12 protein-coding genes are annotated in these 14,620 nt (G+C 71.2%); 9 read left to right on the forward strand and 3 right to left on the reverse strand.

Annotated features, from left to right (window positions below; all coding sequences use genetic code 11):
- Positions 1-135: 135 nt before the first annotated feature.
- Both AB0I41_RS14570 and AB0I41_RS14575 read left to right on the forward strand, forming a co-directional pair.
- On the forward strand, positions 136-1,443 hold the full coding sequence (locus AB0I41_RS14570) for an aspartate aminotransferase family protein (RefSeq protein ID WP_357106602.1): 1,308 nt from the start codon (positions 136-138) through the stop codon (positions 1,441-1,443).
- Complete coding sequence (locus AB0I41_RS14575) at positions 1,440-2,948, forward strand: CoA-acylating methylmalonate-semialdehyde dehydrogenase (protein WP_357106605.1); 1,509 nt, start codon at positions 1,440-1,442, stop codon at positions 2,946-2,948. Before AB0I41_RS14570 ends, AB0I41_RS14575 begins: the two co-directional genes overlap by 4 nt.
- On the opposite strand, the gene AB0I41_RS14580 is transcribed toward AB0I41_RS14575, so the two are convergent.
- Positions 2,920-4,392 carry an acyltransferase family protein gene (locus tag AB0I41_RS14580; protein ID WP_357106608.1) on the reverse strand — a complete coding sequence of 491 codons (1,473 nt, stop codon included), beginning with the start codon at positions 4,390-4,392 and terminating at the stop codon, positions 2,920-2,922. The genes AB0I41_RS14575 and AB0I41_RS14580 overlap by 29 nt on opposite strands.
- Before the next feature lie 192 nt (positions 4,393-4,584).
- Here AB0I41_RS14580 and ngcE (AB0I41_RS14585) point away from each other — a divergent pair, with 192 nt between their 5' ends.
- Both ngcE (AB0I41_RS14585) and AB0I41_RS14590 read left to right on the forward strand, forming a co-directional pair.
- Positions 4,585-6,000, forward strand: a complete 1,416-nt coding sequence (gene ngcE / locus AB0I41_RS14585) for an N-acetylglucosamine/diacetylchitobiose ABC transporter substrate-binding protein (protein WP_357106611.1) — start codon at positions 4,585-4,587, stop codon at positions 5,998-6,000.
- Between the two features lie 61 nt (positions 6,001-6,061).
- Positions 6,062-6,970 (forward strand): sugar ABC transporter permease, encoded by a 909-nt coding sequence (locus AB0I41_RS14590; RefSeq protein ID WP_357106614.1) that lies wholly within the window; start codon positions 6,062-6,064, stop codon positions 6,968-6,970.
- Positions 6,971-6,983: 13 nt separating this feature from the next.
- Here AB0I41_RS14590 and AB0I41_RS14595 read toward each other — a convergent pair whose 3' ends face one another.
- Entirely contained in the window at positions 6,984-8,216 is a 1,233-nt protein-coding gene (locus AB0I41_RS14595) for an RNA-guided endonuclease TnpB family protein (RefSeq protein WP_357106617.1), read from the reverse strand.
- Positions 8,217-8,312: 96 nt separating this feature from the next.
- Between AB0I41_RS14595 and AB0I41_RS14600 the strand changes: the two genes are divergently transcribed.
- Entirely contained in the window at positions 8,313-9,212 is a 900-nt protein-coding gene (locus AB0I41_RS14600; RefSeq protein ID WP_357106620.1) for a carbohydrate ABC transporter permease, read from the forward strand.
- Between the two features lie 112 nt (positions 9,213-9,324).
- On the opposite strand, the gene AB0I41_RS14605 is transcribed toward AB0I41_RS14600, so the two are convergent.
- Positions 9,325-10,314, reverse strand: coding sequence for a BadF/BadG/BcrA/BcrD ATPase family protein (locus tag AB0I41_RS14605; protein ID WP_357106623.1), 990 nt, complete (start codon positions 10,312-10,314; stop codon positions 9,325-9,327).
- 200 nt (positions 10,315-10,514) lie between these two features.
- On the opposite strand from AB0I41_RS14605, the gene AB0I41_RS14610 reads away from it, so the two are divergent.
- The 4 genes from AB0I41_RS14610 to AB0I41_RS14625 are packed head-to-tail and all read left to right on the forward strand — an operon-like array spanning position 10,515 to position 14,614.
- Positions 10,515-11,462 carry a MurR/RpiR family transcriptional regulator gene (locus AB0I41_RS14610; protein ID WP_357106626.1) on the forward strand — a complete coding sequence of 316 codons (948 nt, stop codon included), beginning with the start codon at positions 10,515-10,517 and terminating at the stop codon, positions 11,460-11,462.
- A complete protein-coding gene (locus AB0I41_RS14615) occupies positions 11,459-12,208 on the forward strand; it encodes an SIS domain-containing protein (RefSeq protein ID WP_357106629.1) in 750 nt (249 codons plus the stop codon). The genes AB0I41_RS14610 and AB0I41_RS14615 overlap by 4 nt, the downstream gene beginning before the upstream one ends.
- A gap of 26 nt (positions 12,209-12,234) precedes the next feature.
- On the forward strand, positions 12,235-13,650 hold the full coding sequence (gene ngcE / locus AB0I41_RS14620; protein ID WP_357106631.1) for an N-acetylglucosamine/diacetylchitobiose ABC transporter substrate-binding protein: 1,416 nt from the start codon (positions 12,235-12,237) through the stop codon (positions 13,648-13,650).
- 22 nt (positions 13,651-13,672) lie between these two features.
- On the forward strand, positions 13,673-14,614 hold the full coding sequence (locus AB0I41_RS14625; protein WP_357106634.1) for a sugar ABC transporter permease: 942 nt from the start codon (positions 13,673-13,675) through the stop codon (positions 14,612-14,614).
- The last annotated feature ends 6 nt before the right edge of the window (positions 14,615-14,620 follow it).

Below are 14,620 nucleotides of genomic sequence, written 5' to 3' on the forward strand. Positions count from 1 at the left end.
GGGAAACCGCACCGGGCGGGTTGACGCGCTGTCAGGCCGCGACCCCGGCTGCGCTACACAGTGCCAGTTGTCCCTGCAAGCGTGTGGTGGAAGCGTGCGGGGAACGCGAATCCGCCGCCGCTGAAGGGTGCGACGATGACCTCCGACGACCTGCTGGCCCGACACCGGGCCGTGCTCCCGTCCTGGATGCCGCTCTACTACGCCGAGCCGATCGAGTTGGTGTCCGGCTCGGGTCGCCGGGTGACCGACGCGCAGGGCCGCAGTTACCTGGATTTCTTCGGCGGTGTGCTGACCAACATGATCGGCTACGACATCCCGGAGATCCGGGAGGCGGTCGAGCGGCAGCTGCGCACCGGGATTGTGCACAGCTCCACGCTCTACCTGATCCGCCAGCAGGTCGAGCTGGCGGAGAAGATCGCCCGGCTCTCCGGCATCCCGGACGCCCGGGTCTTCTTCACCAACTCGGGCACCGAGGCGAACGAGGCCGCCCTGCTGGTGGCCACCAACCACCGTCGCTCGCACCAGATCCTGGCGGTGCGCAACAGCTACCACGGCCGGTCGTACGCGGCGATGGGCGCCACCGGCAACCGCAGCTGGTCGGCGAGCGCGCTCAACCCGCTCCAGGTGGCCTGGCTGCACTCCGGCGAACGGCTGCGCGGCCTGCTGGCCCGCCTCGACGAGACCGACCGGATCGACGCGGCGGTGGAGGACCTGCGCGAGGTCCTCGCCACCCAGACCGCCGGCGACGTGGCCTGCCTGATCGCCGAGCCGATCCAGGGTGTGGGCGGCTTCGTGGCCCCGCCGGACGGGCTCTTCGCCGCCTGGAAGAAGGTCCTCGACGAGCACGGCATCCTGCTGATCTCCGACGAGGTGCAGACCGGCTGGGGGCGTACCGGCGAGCACTTCTGGGGCTACCAGGCCCACGACGTCACCCCGGACCTGCTCACCTTCGCCAAGGGCGTCGGCAACGGCTTCGCGCTCGCCGGCGTGGTCGGCCGGGCCGACGTGCTGGAGTCGGTGCCGGCGATCAGCTTCTCCACCTTCGGCGGCAACCCGGTCTCCACCGCCGCCGGCAACGCCGTCCTGGACTACCTGCGCGACCACGACCTGCAGGCCAACGCGGCCCGCACCGGCGCGATCCTCGCCGACGGCCTGCGCGCCGCCGTGGCCGGCCTCGACCGCGTCGCCGAGGTACGCGGCAGGGGGCTGATGCTCGGCGTCGAGTTCGTCCGCCCGGGCACCATGGACCCGGACCCGGCGCTGACCACCCGGGTCTTCGAGGCGTGCCGGGCCGGTGGCCTGCTCGTCGGCAAGGGCGGCCTGCACGGCAACGTGCTGCGGATGGGCCCGCCGCTGACGCTGACCGAGGACGAGGCCCGCGAGGGGCTGGCCATCCTGGTCGACGCCATCCGCTCCTGCGCGTCGGCGGAGGTGGCAGCGTGAGCGCGGCGGACGGCGGGACGGTCATCGGGCACTTCGTCGACGGCAAGCGGGTCTCCGGTGGCGCGCAGCGGCGCGGGGACGTCTTCGACCCGGCCACCGGCCGGCGTACCGGGCAGGTGGAGCTGGCCTCGGCCGCGGACGTCGCGGTCGCGGTGGAGGCGGCCGAGCGGGCCGCGCGGAACTGGCGGGACGCCTCGCTGGCGAGGCGCACGGCGGTGCTGTTCGCCTTCCGGGAGCTGGTCCATGCCCGCCGCGACCGGCTCGCCGAGGTGATCACCGCCGAGCACGGCAAGGTGCTCGCGGACGCCGCGGGCGAGGTGCAGCGCGGCCTGGAGGTGATCGAGTACGCCTGCGGCATCCCCTCCGCGCTGCGCGGCGGGTTCAGCGAGAACGTCTCCACCGAGGTCGACTCGTACAGCATCCGGCAGCCGTTGGGGGTGGTGGCGGTGATCTCGCCGTTCAACTTCCCGGTGATGGTGCCGCTGTGGTTCGTGCCGGTGGCGGTGGCCTGCGGCAACGCGGTGGTGCTCAAGCCGAGCGAGAAGGACCCGAGCGCGGCGCTGCTGCTGGCCGAGTGGTTCGCCGAGGCGGGCCTGCCCGACGGGGTGCTGAACGTGGTGAACGGCGACAAGGAGGCGGTCGACGCGCTGCTGGACCACCCGTCGGTGAAGGCGGTGTCCTTCGTCGGTTCCACCCCGATCGCCCGGTACGTGCACCAGCGCGGCGCGCTGGCCGGCAAGCGGGTGCAGGCGCTCGGCGGGGCGAAGAACCACATGGTGGTGCTCCCGGACGCCGATCTGGACCTGGCCGCCGACGCGGCGGTCAACGCCGGCTTCGGTTCGGCGGGGGAGCGGTGCATGGCGATCTCGGCGCTGGTCGCGGTCGAGCCGGTCGCCGACGCCCTGGTCGCGCGGATCGCGCAGCGGATGGCCGGGCTGCGCACCGGCGACGGCCGGCGCGGCTGCGACATGGGTCCGCTGGTCACCGCCGCGCACGCCGAGCGGGTCCGGTCCTACGTGGAGTCGGGCGTGGCGGCCGGCGCGGTGCCGGTGGTCGACGGCCGGGACGTCACCCCGGACGGGGAGTCCGGCGGATTCTGGCTCGGCCCGACCCTCTTCGACCGGGTCACCCCGGACATGTCGATCTACACCGACGAGATCTTCGGCCCGGTGCTCAGCGTCGTCCGGGTCGGCTCGTACGACGAGGCGGTCGAGCTGGTCAACGCCAACCCGTACGGCAACGGCACGGCGATCTTCACCAACGACGGCGGCGCCGCCCGCCGCTACCAGCACGAGGTGGAGGTCGGCATGGTCGGGATCAACGTGCCGATCCCGGTGCCGATGGCGTACTACTCGTTCGGCGGGTGGAAGTCGTCCCTCTTCGGTGACCTGCACGCGCACGGCGAGGACGGGGTGCGCTTCTGCACCCGGGGCAAGGTGGTCACCAGCCGCTGGCTCGACCCGCGCCACGGCGGGGTCAACCTCGGCTTCCCCACCCAGACCTGAGCAGCCGCAGCACGCCCGCCCCGGCCAGGTACGCCACCAGCGCCGGGACGGGCGTGCCGAGCGGCTCCGGGGTGCGCTGCGGGGTGACGCTGTTGACCAGCAGCCCGCCGACGACGGCGGCGTACCCGGCCACGGTCAGCGCGGCGCGGGCCCGGCTGGTACGGCCGCCCCGCCGCCCGGGGCGGTGCCGGGCGCTGCGCGCCTCGACCGGGCCGAAGACGGCGACCAGCCCGGCCAGGACCACGCTGAGCATCAGCAGCCAGGGCACCCGCCAGCCCCACCAGGCGGCCGAGCCGACGCGTGGGGTGGGCAGCAGGCCGACGGCGTCGAGGAGCCCGATCAGCAGCACGGCGGCGGTCAGGTGCCAGAGGAAGACCGTCAGCACCACGAGGTTGACCGCGATCACCGCCCGCCACGGGCGGGGCCGGCGCAGCCAGCGCTCCGCCGGGTCGCGCAGCAACAGGATCAGCCCGAGCTGCGCGGCGGCGAGGGCGAGCAGCGCCAGGCTCGGCGGCGAGGCGTTGTCCAGCCGCTCGCCGGGCACGTGCAGCATCGACACCGGCCACGGCCCGACGACGGTGAGCAGGACCAGCGCGGCCAGGCCCCCGGTCAGCAGCGCCAGTGCCACCGGGCGCGAGGTCGGCAACCGCCGCCGGCGTACGCCCGCACTGTCGGACCCCGACGGCGGGCGCGTGCCGGCCGTCGGTGGTGGCGCCGTCCCGCCCTGGGCCGTCCCGGCCGGCGCGGTCGTCCCGGCCGGCCGGGACGGTGGCCCGGTCGCGGCGGTCGCGGAGCGGGCGTCGTACCAGGCGAAGCCGAGCTGGTGCACCGCGAGCCAACCGAAGAGGTAGTTGCCGTCGGCCAGGACCGTCGGCCCGGCCAGCCGGCCGATGTCGCCCAGTGCCACCAGGGCGACCAGCACCAGCGGCACCGCCAGCCCGTAGCGGCGGTGCAGCGCGTGCATCGGCGGGGTGAGGACGACGACCACCAGGTAGGCGACCAGGAACCACAGCGGGATGGTGGCGAACCAGACCACGGTGCGGATCTGCGCGGCGTCGGCGCCGCGCAGCCGGGCCAGCGCCGCGGCGGCGGTGAGCACCAGCAGCAGCGCGCTGGTGGGGCGGACCAGGCGGGCGCTCCGGTCCAGCAGCCAGCCGGCGGCGTCGCCGCCGCGCTCCCGGCGGCGGGCCAGCGAGGCCGCGTTGGCGTACCCGCCGACCAGGAAGAAGACCGGCAACACCTGGCCCGGCCAGGTCAACGGGTACGCCCACGGCAGGTCGCCGAGCGCGGAGTGTCCGGTCGGCCTTCCGGCGGCGTCCCGGACGATGACGGTGACGCCCCAGTGACCGGCGACGACCATGGTGATCGCGAGCGCGCGGAGCAGGTCGATGTAACGTTCCCGTCCGGCCGGGGTCCGCTCGGCGAGCTGGCCCAGGCGGCGCATGGGATCAGGCTATGCCAGCGCGGTCCGGCCGGTGGTGATAACGGATCGGTCGCCGGGTCTTGAAGTCCACGCGCTCCTGCCGTAGAAATTCTTCAGCAACAACAGGCAAACTGAAGAGAATCAACGTGCCTCGAGCGGCGGACGCCACCCCCTGTCAGCGGCGATCCGCCCCACCCGAACCGAGGAGAGCTGATGAACAGGCGTGACATCCTGCGGCGTACCGCCGCCGCCGGCCTGCTGGCCACCCCCGCGGCCGGCCTGCTCGCCGGCTGCGCCACCGGTGGTGGCGACGACAAGGCCGACGGCGGCACCTACAAGGGCACCAAGAGCGAGCAGAACCCCCTGGGGGTCAAGGAGGACGCGCCACTCGAGGTGGTGATCTTCAACGGCGGCTTCGGCGAGGAGTACGCCAAGGCGCACGAGGCCATGTACAAGGAGAAGTACCCGAAGGCCGAGATCAAGCACTCGGCCACGCAGGAGATCAGCAAGACCCTCCAGCCGCGCTTCGTCGACGGCACCCCGCCGGACGTGGTCAACAACTCCGGCGCCGGCCAGATCGACTTCAACGGCCTGGTCTCGCAGAACGCCCTCGCCGACCTCGGTGAGCTTCTCGCCGCACCGAGCCTCGACATCCCGGGCAAGACCGTCAAGGACACCCTGCTGCCCGGCGCGGTCGAGGTCGGCTCGTACGACGGCAAGTTCCTGGTGTTCAACTACACCTACACCGTCTACGGCATCTGGCACTCCACCAAGCTGTTCAGCGAGCGCAACTGGGCGTACGCCAAGACCTGGGACGAGCACATCGCGCTCTGCAAGCAGATCAAGGCCGCCGGCATCGCCCCCTGGACGTACGCCGGCCTGCACCCGCGCTACATGAGCTGGCCGCTGATCGCCACCGCGATCAAGTTCGGCGGGCCGTCGGTCGCGACCGCGATCGACAACCTGGAGCCGAACGCCTGGAAGTCCGACGCGATGAAGGCCGCGGCCGACGCCTGGCACCAGATCGTCAAGGACAAGTACATCCTCGAGGGCTCGCCCGGTCTGGACCACAAGCAGTCGCAGACCGCCTGGTGCCAGGGCAAGGCCGCCTTCATCTCCTGCGGATCCTGGCTGGAGAGTGAGCAGAAGGACGTCACCCCGGCCGGGTTCAACATGACCGTCCAGCCGACGCCCAGCCTCGGCAGCGGCGACAAGCTGCCGTTCGAGGCGGTCCGGGGCACCGCCGGCGAGCCGTTCATGGTGCCGGCGAAGGCGAAGAACGTCGCCGGTGGCCTGGAATACTTCCGGACCATGCTGTCCCGCAAGGGCGCCCAGGACTTCACCCGCAAGGTCTCCAGCCTCACCATCGTCGCCGGCGCCACCGAGGGCGTCGAGCTGCCGTACGGGCTGACCACCGTGGTGAAGGCGCTGGACGCGTCCGGCGCCAACGGCTTCAACTGGGTCTACAACAACTACTACCGCAAGCTGGAGCGCAACCTCGTCGACGCCGCGTGCGGCGAGTTCTTCAGCGGCCGGATCGGCCCGGCCGAGTTCCTCGACCAGTGCCAGAAGGGCGCCGACTCGATCGCCCAGGACAGCTCGGTCAAGAAGTACAAGCGCACCGCGTGACACCGGCCGGTGGGGACGGTCGACCCGTCCCCACCGGCCGCCGCCCGGAGGTAGGCCCACCGTGAGACATGGCAAGTACCCGCTGATCGTCACCTTCCTGGTGCCGCCGGTGCTGCTCTACGTCGTCTTCGTCGTATCGCCGTACCTGCAGGCGTTCCAGATCTCCACCACCGACTGGCTCGGCTACTCCGCCGACGCCAACTCGGTGGGGCTGGCCAACTTCAAGGCACTCTGGCACGACGACTACGTCTGGAACGCGCTGAAGAACAACGCGATCCTGCTGGCCCTGGTGCCGGTGCTGACCATCGTCCTCGGGCTCTTCTTCGCCACCATGCTCAACATGGGCGGTCGCAAGGGCCGCGCCGGGGTGACCGGAGTACGCGGCACCGCCCTCTACCGCACCGTGTACTTCTTCCCGCAGGTGCTCTCGGTGGTGATCATCGCGCTGCTCTGGAAGGAGGTCTACCACCCGAACAAGGGCCTGCTCACCAGCGCGCTGCACGCCGTCGGGCTCGCCTCGCCCACCTGGCTCGGCGACCCGCGGACCGCCTTCTGGTGCGTGCTGGCCGTGATGGTCTGGAGCAACGTCGGCTTCTACGTGGTGCTCTTCGGCGCGGCGATGTCGGCGGTGCCGAGGGAGATCTACGAGGCGGTCATGCTCGACGGCGCGTCCCGGCTGACCACCCTGCGCCGGGTCACCCTGCCGCTGCTCTGGGACACCGTCCAGGTCGCCTGGGTCTACCTGGCCATCTTCGCCCTGGACGGGTTCATCCTGGTGCAGTTGATGACCAACGGTGGCCCGAACTTCTCCACCGACGTGATCGGCGTGCGGATGTACGACACCGCCTTCGGCAGCGAGACCAAGTTCGGCTACGCCTCGGCGATCGGCGTGGTGATGTTCTTCCTGACCCTGTCGGTGGCGGTGCTGTCGCTGCGCGCCGGCCGACGTGATCGGATCGAATACTCTTGACATCCTCCCCCGCCTAAAGGCGGGGGATTCCCCCGGTCATCCGGGAGGGTTCCTGGTTCATCGCAGACTGCACGGAAGGTTGCCCTTCGTGTCTGACGTCCGCTCCGCAGGCGTTTCTCGTCTCCGCCAGCCCGGCGGCGACAACGAGATTCTTGGCGGCGTTGACGTCCCGGTCATGCCGGGTGCCGCAACTCGGACACGTCCAGTGACGTGTGCCGAGCGAGAGTGTGGCGAGCAGATGCCCGCACGCCGAGCAGGTCTTGCTGGACGGATACCAGCGGTCCACGACGGCGAGGTGCCGGCCGTCACGGTGCGCCTTGTAGGCCAGCAGGGTCCGGAACTCGGCCCAGCCGGTACGGGAGATCGCCTTGGCGAGGCTGCGGTTACGGACCATGTTCGCCACCGCCAGATCCTCAACCGCGATGGCGTCGAACCGGCGCACCAAGGCTGTGCTGGTCCTGTGGAGGAAGTCGCGGCGGGCATCCCGCACCCGGGAGTGCGCGCGGGCGACCTTCTGCCTGGCCTTGGCCCGGTTCGCGGAACCTTGCCGCTTGCGGGCCATCATCCGCTGGTACCGCTTCAACCGGCGTTCGCGGCCCTCCATGTGCTTCGGGTGAGCGATCCTGCCCTCATCGTCGGTCAGGCCCGGCACCGGCTGGGACAGTACCGCGAAGTCCGTGAGGCCGACGTCGACACCGACAACCTGACCGGCCGGTTCGGGGCCGTCCGGGGCGTCGACGGCGACGGCGAAGGTGACGTACCAGCGGCCGTCCGGATCACGCGACACGGTCACCGTCGACGGGTCCAGCGCGGTCACGTCCACATCCGGCCACGACCACACGACCCGCAGCGTTCCCGGGGTTTTGCCGAGGGACAGTTGCCCGTCACGCATCCGGAAGGCCGAACGGGTGTACGAGGCGCACTGGCGGCCGTGCCGCGACTTGTACGGGGGGTAGCGGGCACGCTTGGCGAAGAACGCGGTCATGGCGGTGTGCTGGTGCCGCAACGTCTGCTGCAACGGCACGGAGCTGACTTCGTTGAGGAACGTCAACTCCGGCAGCCGCTTCATCTCGGTCAGCGCCCGGTCCGTCTCCGCGTACGAGGTCGACTTGCCCTCGGCGTGGTAGCGGGCGTGGCGGGCGGCGAGGGTGCGGTTCCAGACCACGCGGACACAGCCGAACGTGCGGTTCAGCACGCTGACCTGCTCCGATGTCGGGTACGCCCGACACTTGTACGCCGTCCTCACACGACCAATCTAACCAGAAAGACCGATCATGGCTGAGGCAAACACGGCCGCCATTCCCCCCCGCCCTAAAGGACAGGGCATCCTGGCGGCAGTTCGGTGACCACCCTGGACAAGGCCGCCCCGATTGCGGCGGCGACCACGAAGCCGGCCGACCGCCCGGTGCGCCGGGAGCTCGGGGTGGCCAACGTCTTCTCGCACGGCTTCCTGCTGGTCTGGGCCGTGCTGACGGTGCTGCCGCTGCTCTGGATGTTCGTCAGCTCGTTCAAGAGCAACGGCGAGATCCTGGCGGACCCGTGGGGGCTGCCCGAGACGCTGCACTGGGACAACTGGGTCCGGGCCTGGACCGACGCGCACATCGGCCGGTACTTCCTCAACAGCCTGGTGGTGGTGGCCGGCTCGGTCAGCCTGACCATGGTGATGGGCGCCACCGCCGCGTACGTCTTCGCCCGGTACGAGTTCCGGGGCCGGCAGTTCGTCTACTACCTCTTTGTCGGCGGTCTGATGTTCCCGGTGTTCCTCGCCCTGGTGCCGCTCTTCTTCGTGGTCCGCAACGCCGGGCTCTTCGGCACCTGGACCGGCCTGATCCTGGTGTACGCGGCGTACTCGCTGCCGTTCACGGTGTTCTTCCTGACCGCCTTCTTCCGCACCCTGCCCACCTCGGTCGCGGAGGCGGCGCTGGTCGACGGCTGCGGTCACTTCCGGCTCTTCTTCCGGGTGATGCTGCCGATGGCCCGTCCGGGGCTGATCAGCGTGGCGATCTTCAACTTCCTCACTCACTGGAACCAGTTCCTGCTGCCCCAGGTGCTGATGCAGGGCGACGAGTCGAAGTGGGTGCTCGCCCAGGGGCTCTTCGCCCTCTCGGTCAGCCAGGGCTATGCCGGCGACTACGCCCGGCTCTTCGCCGGTCTCAGCATCGCGGTGCTGCCGGTGCTCGCCGTGTACGTGGCCTTCCAGCGGCAGGTCCAGTCGGGCCTGACCGCCGGTCAGCTCAAGTAGCGCCTGTCCGATTCGTGAGCGACGAGGGGACTCGCTCCCGGATCGAGCGCGATCGTGGCGGGCGCCCCCGCCGCCGAGCGCGCCCGGCGGCGGGACGGACCTCGCCTCCGTCTCAGGCCGTGACGGGTACCAGGAGGGCGTGCAGCGCGGCCGGGTCGGTGACCTCGGGGAGGTCGCGGGCGGCCAGCCAGGCGGCTGCCGCGGCGCCGTCCCCGGCCGAGTGGACCGGGGCGTCCGGCCAGCGGTCGGACACCTCGGCGCGGACCGCCGCCGCCAGCGGGGTGTCGCCGGTGAGCAGGCCGCCGCCGAGCACGATCGGCTCGGCCGCGCCGGCCGGCCGGATCCTCGACGCGCTGGTCGCCAGGTGGGAGGCGGCCTCGCCGATCAGCGCCGTCGCGACCGGCTCGCCCTCGACGGCGGCGGCCACCACCAGGGGGGCGAGCCGGGCCAGCTCGACCGGGGGTCGCCGGGTCACCGCCTGGATCAGCGCGTCGACGGTCTCCCGGGGGCGCGCCGCCACCTCGGCGGCGCCGAGTAGCTCGCTGAGCACCCGGCGGCCCAGCGGGCCGGGCGTCGCGGCGGTGTCCAGGGTGGCCAGCAGCCGGCGGACCGCCTCGCGTCCCAGCCAGAAGCCGGAGCCGGCGTCGCCCAGCAGCCAGCCGTGGCCGTCGGCGACGCGGTCCAGTCGCAGGTCGCGTACCTGGGCGGCGATCGCCCCGGTGCCGGCGATCAGCACGGTGCCGTCCGGGGCGGCGGTGCCCGACGCGTACGCGACGAGGGCGTCGCCGTGCACCGCGTACGGGCAGCGCAGGCCGGCCTGGGCCCAGGCCTGGTCGAAGGCGGCCCGCCCCGCCGGGTCGGCCAGCAGTCGGGCGGCGCCGGCGAGGCCGATCGTGCCGGCGCGTACCCGGGTCGGGTCGACTCCGGACAGCGCGCCGCGCAGCGCGGCCAGCAGTTCGGCGGCGGCGCGCTCGGCGCCGTGGCTGGTCGGGTTGCCGCCACCGCCCCGGCCGGTGCCCAGGCGCGCCCCGGTCAGGGTGAGGGCGACCGCCCGGGTGGACGTACCTCCGATGTCGAGACCGACCACGACGGTGTCGGACATGCTCACGGGCCTCCCCGGTGCGGCGGTGCGGGCGGGTCCATGCTGGTCGGACGCGCGCCCCGGGGGCAAGATCGGCGGCCGGCGCGGCGCTGTGCGCCAGGTAACAGTTTGAAAACTTCGCCCACGCCCTTGACACGGAGGGGCCTTCAGTAAGAGTTTTTACCACTAACAGTTAACACTCTTTTCCGAAAGGCGCTCCAATGGTGGATCATGAGGTGGACGCTTCCGCGGGGACCGCGGTGGTCGACGCCGACACGATCGACCGGCGGAGCCCCGACGGGGTGCTGGCCAGGGTCCGGGCCGGCGCGGGGGAGCTGACGGGGGCGTTGCGCCGGGTCGCTGAGCACGTGCTCAGCGACCCGGAGGCGGCCGCCCGGGCCACCATCGTGGAGCTGGCCGAGCGCAGCGGCACCTCGCCCGCCACCATCACCCGGTTCTGCCGCGCCATGGGCTTCGACGGCTACGCCGACCTGCGGCTCGGCATCGCCTCGGAGACCGGCCGGGCCCGCTCGGCCGGCTGGACCGTCGACATCGGACGCGAGATCCAGCCGAGCGACCCCCTGGAGCGGGTGCTCGACCAGATCATGGCCGCCGACACCCGGGCCATGCACGACACCGCCGCGCTGCTCGACCTCGCCGAGGTGGAACGCGCCGCGGTGGCCATCGCCGGGGCGTCCCGGGTGAACATCTTCGGCGCCAGCGGCAGCGCGCTGGTCGGCGAGGAGATGCAGTTCAGCCTGCACCGCATCGGGGTGGCCGCCTGGGCCTGGAGCGACGTGCACGAGGGGCTGGCCAGCGCCGCGCTGCTCGGCGTCGGGGACGTCGCGCTCGGCATCTCGCACACCGGGCAGACCCGGGAGACCATCGAGATGCTGGCCGAGGCCGGCAGCCGGGGCGCGACCACCGTGGCGCTGACCGGCTTCCCCCGCTCGCCGCTGGCCGAACTGGCCGACATCGTGCTGCTCACCGCCAGCCAGGCCACCACCTTCCGGCCGGACGCGCTCTCCGCCCGGCACCCGCAGCTCGTCGTGCTCGACCTGCTCTACATCGCCGTCGCGCAGCGTACCCACGACCGCGCCCACGCGGCCTTCCGGCGTACCGCCCAGGCCGTCGACGGGCACAAGGCCGAGAAGGGGGTCCCCTCATGATCAGCGCACAGGGGTACGCCGAGGCCGTCCGCCCGGTCCTCGACCGGGTGGTCGACTCGCAGACCGAGGCGATCGGCCGGGCCGCCGACCTGGTCGTGGCCAGCCTGCGGGCCGGTGGGGTGCTCCAGGCGTTCGGCGCCGGCCACTCCGAGGCGTTCGCCGCCGAGCTGGTGGCCCGGGCCGGCGGGCTGGTCCCCACCAACCGGCTCTCCCTGCACGACCTGGTGCTGCACGGCGACGCGCCCCGCGACCTGCTGGCCGACCCGAAGCTGGAGCGCGACCCGGCCGTCGCCCACCAGCTGCACGCCCTCGCCGACCCGCACCCGGCCGACGTCTTCGTGGTCGCCTCCCAGTCCGGCATCAACGGCTCGGTCGTCGAGCTGGCGCTGCTGGTCAGGTCCGGCGGCCACCCGCTGATCGCGGTCACCTCGGTCGCCCACACCGCACGGGTGGCCCCCCGCCACCCGTCCGGCCACCGGCTCGCCGATCTCGCCGACGTCGTGCTCGACAACGGCGCGCCGTACGGCGACGCACTGCTGCCGCTCGAGGGCGGCGGCGCGGTCTGTGCGGTCTCCTCGGTCACCACCGCGCTGCTGGCGCAGCTGCTGACCGCGGAGGTCGTACGACGGTTCCACCAGGCCGGAGAGGTTCCCCCTATCTACCTCTCCGCCAACGTCCCCGGTGGGGACGAGCACAACCTCGCCCTCGAGTCGCGGTACGCCGGGCGTCTCCGGCGGACCGCCTGACCCGGACACCACAAGGAGAGACAGAGATGTCGGTTACCCCCGAGAACCTCGGCGATCTCAGCCGCCGGACCCTGCTGCGGCGGGCCGCCGCAGCCGGCCTGCTGGTCACCCCGGCCGTCGGCCTGCTCAGCGCCTGCGCCGGCAGCGAGCCGACCAAGTCCGACGACGCCGGTGCGGCGAAGAGCAAGGACAACCCGTTCGGCGTGAAGGACGGCAGCGCCGTCAAGGTGGTCATCTTCAACGGCGGCCTCGGCGACCAGTGGGCCAAGGAGGACAAGGTCCTCTTCAACGCCAAGCACGCCAACATCACGGTCAACATGAGCTCCACCCAGAAGATCAAGACCGAAGAGCAGCCCAAGATGGCCACCCAGCCGAGCGACGTGGTGATGAACTCCGGCGCTGACATGATGGACATCAGCACCCTGGTCAACGAGGGCGCGATCGAGCCGCTGGACGACCTGCTCGCCGCGCCGGCCTGGGACGGCGAGGGCACGGTGGCCGACTCGCTGCTGCCGGGCACCGTCACCGACGGGACCTTCCAGGGCAAGTTCTACGTGGTCAACGTGGCCTACACCGTCTGGGGCAACTGGTACAACGGCGCGCTCTTCACCAAGGAGGGTTGGGAGCCGCCGAAGACCTTCGACGAGTTCTTCGCCCTCGCCCCGAAGATCAAGGCCAAGGGCATCGCGCCGTACGTGCACGACGCGGTGCACGGCTACTACCCACGCTGGGCGCTGATGGCGACGGTCTGGAAGTCCGCCGGCAAGCAGGCCGTGATCGACATCGACAACCTCAAGGAGAACGCCTGGAAGGCGGACGGCGTCCTGCCGGCGCTGCAGGCGTGGGAGAAGCTGGTCAAGGACAGGCTGCTCCTGCCCGGCAAGCTCGACCACACCCAGTCGCAGCAGGCCTGGCTCGACGGCAAGGCGGCGTTCATCCAGGTCGGCACCTGGCTGAAGAACGAGATGGCCGCGACCATCCCGCCGGGCTTCGAAATGAGGCTGTCGGACTACTGGGGTCTCGGCGCCAGCGACAAGGCGCCGAAGGACGTCTTCGCCGGCGCCGGCGAGGGCCTCGTGGTGCCGAGCAAGGCCCCGAACAAGGCGGCGGCGAAGGAGTTCCTGCGGGTCGTCCTCTCCAAGTCGGGCTCGGCCAAGTTCGCCGAGCTGACCAAGTCGCTCGCCTCGACCCAGGGCTCCGGCGACAACGTCCAGGACACCTCGCTGTCCACCGCCAACGAGTTGATGAAGAACGCCCCGAAGGACCTGATCAAGACCAAGTTCTGGGACTTCTACGCCGACCTGGACAAGGAGAGCCAGAACCTCTCCGAGGAGCTGATGGCCGGCCGGCTCACCGCGCAGCAGTTCGTCGACAAGATGCAGACGGCCGCCGACAAGGTCGCCAAGGACTCGTCGATCAAGAAGCAGACCCGAACCGCCTGATCCGAACGAGAGAGTGAGTTAAATGCGGCACGGTGTCGCGCGCTTCGTCACGGGCTTCCTGGCCCTTCCCGTCGCGCTGTACCTCTTCTACGTGGTGTGGCCCTTCGCCCAGGCGGCCGGATACTCGCTGACCAGCTGGGGAGGGTACTCCGACAAGCAGGAGTTCGTCGGGCTGGACAACTACGTCCGGCTGCTCTCCGACGAGCTGATCAGGAAGGCGTTCTGGCACAACGTCTTCTTCCTGGTCACCGTGCCGCTCTTCACCATCGCGCTGGCCCTGTTCCTCGCGTTCCTGCTCAACGTGGGCGGACGCGAGGACAGGGCCGGCATCCGGGGGGTGTTCGGCTCCGGCGTCTACAAGGTCATTTTCTTCTTCCCGCAGGTGCTGTCGCTGGTGGTCATCGCCGTGATGTGGCAGCAGATCTACCGCACGGACGGCCAGGGGCTGATCAACAGCCTGCTGATCAAGATCGGCCTGGTCGACGCCGACAACCCGATCGCCTTCACCGCCGACCCGGAGCCGTTCCTCGGCGTACCGGCGGTGCTCTGGTGGCTGCTGCTGATCGCGGTGTGGAGCGGGGCCGGCTTCTACATGGTGCTCTTCTCGGCGGCGATGCAGTCGATCCCGAAGGACATCTACGAGGCCGCCATCCTCGACGGCGCCGGCCGCCTCCACACCTTCTTCCGGATCACGTTGCCGCTGCTGCGGGACACCATCTCCGTGGCCTGGGTCTACCTGGGCTTCATCGCGCTGGACATGTACGCCCTCGTGTTCGTGATGACGCCCAGCCAGGGCGGACCGAACCACGCCAGCGAGATCTTCGCGTCGGTGCTCAACTTCACCGCGTTCCAGAAGGGTCAGTTCGGCTACGCCTGCGCCATGGGCGTGTCGCTGGCGATCTTCACGATCCTGCTGGCCGCGGCGCAGCTGAGGATCACCCGTCGTGAGCGTATCGAGTTCTGAGGAGGC

It is taken from the genome of Micromonospora sp. NPDC050200, from assembly GCF_040656135.1.
Lineage (GTDB): Bacteria > Actinomycetota > Actinomycetes > Mycobacteriales > Micromonosporaceae > Micromonospora.